Source organism: Mycoplana rhizolycopersici, assembly GCF_013378445.1.
GTDB lineage: Bacteria > Pseudomonadota > Alphaproteobacteria > Rhizobiales > Rhizobiaceae > Mycoplana > Mycoplana rhizolycopersici.
Window position 1 is genome coordinate 1 of sequence record NZ_JABXYK010000051.1, and the last position, 757, is coordinate 757.

At 54.8% G+C, this 757-nt stretch carries 1 pseudogene; it reads left to right on the forward strand.

The features are described 5' to 3' along the window. Nucleotides 1-188, forward strand: a pseudogene (locus HV823_RS26350) (hypothetical protein); the annotation flags it as partial. Nucleotides 189-757 lie beyond the last annotated feature (569 nt).

A 757-nucleotide genomic window follows, 5' to 3' on the forward strand; every position in this document is an offset into this window, starting at 1 on the left:
CTCCGATGGACGAGGCGGTCGCGATCCTTGAAATGCACGACGGCAACGCGCTGGAAGCGATCCGAACGCTGCTGGCCGAGCGCGATGCCGTAGAAGAGAAGCTCAGGTTCGCTTCGATCGCCATGGGGCACGGCTTCACCCGTGGGTGGCGGACCCGATTGCCGGGCAAGTTCATCGGAGAAGGGTGAACGTGAAACGTTGTCGGTTTAGGATGTGTCCGCAGACACCCGTGTCCCAAACCAACTCGACTAAGCTTCTGTTCGATGCTTCGATGGGACGTAGCCAGGAGGATGGGATGGCATACGAGTGGAGTGAGCAACGCGCCAGGCGCGACCGGTTCTGGAAAATCTCCACCATGCTGGTTGCAACGCTTGCCACGGTAGGAGTTCCGACTGCAGTTGTGATTGCCGCGATGACATATTGAGTTACTGGGCAAGGGAGCTTCCCAGTTCTTTCTGTTTTCGAAGATCGGCATGCCCTTGGAAGCAGCAAGCTTATCAGTACGGAGATATAAGGGAGGCCTCCCTTACTTAACGTCAATATCTTTTTCGAATGTTTATTCGCGATCGAAAATCAGCTGTTCAGACTATGGGCATCCGCCAGTTGGGCGTAGTAGCGCGCGAGTAGGTTTGACCTTGCCCCGTTGACCTAATCCATTTTGAAGTAAGCTCTGGGCCATTGAGAGGACCAGAGGATGAAGCGCAACCGTTTCACGGACGAACAGATTATCGGTATATTGAAGGAGCACGAGGCAGGC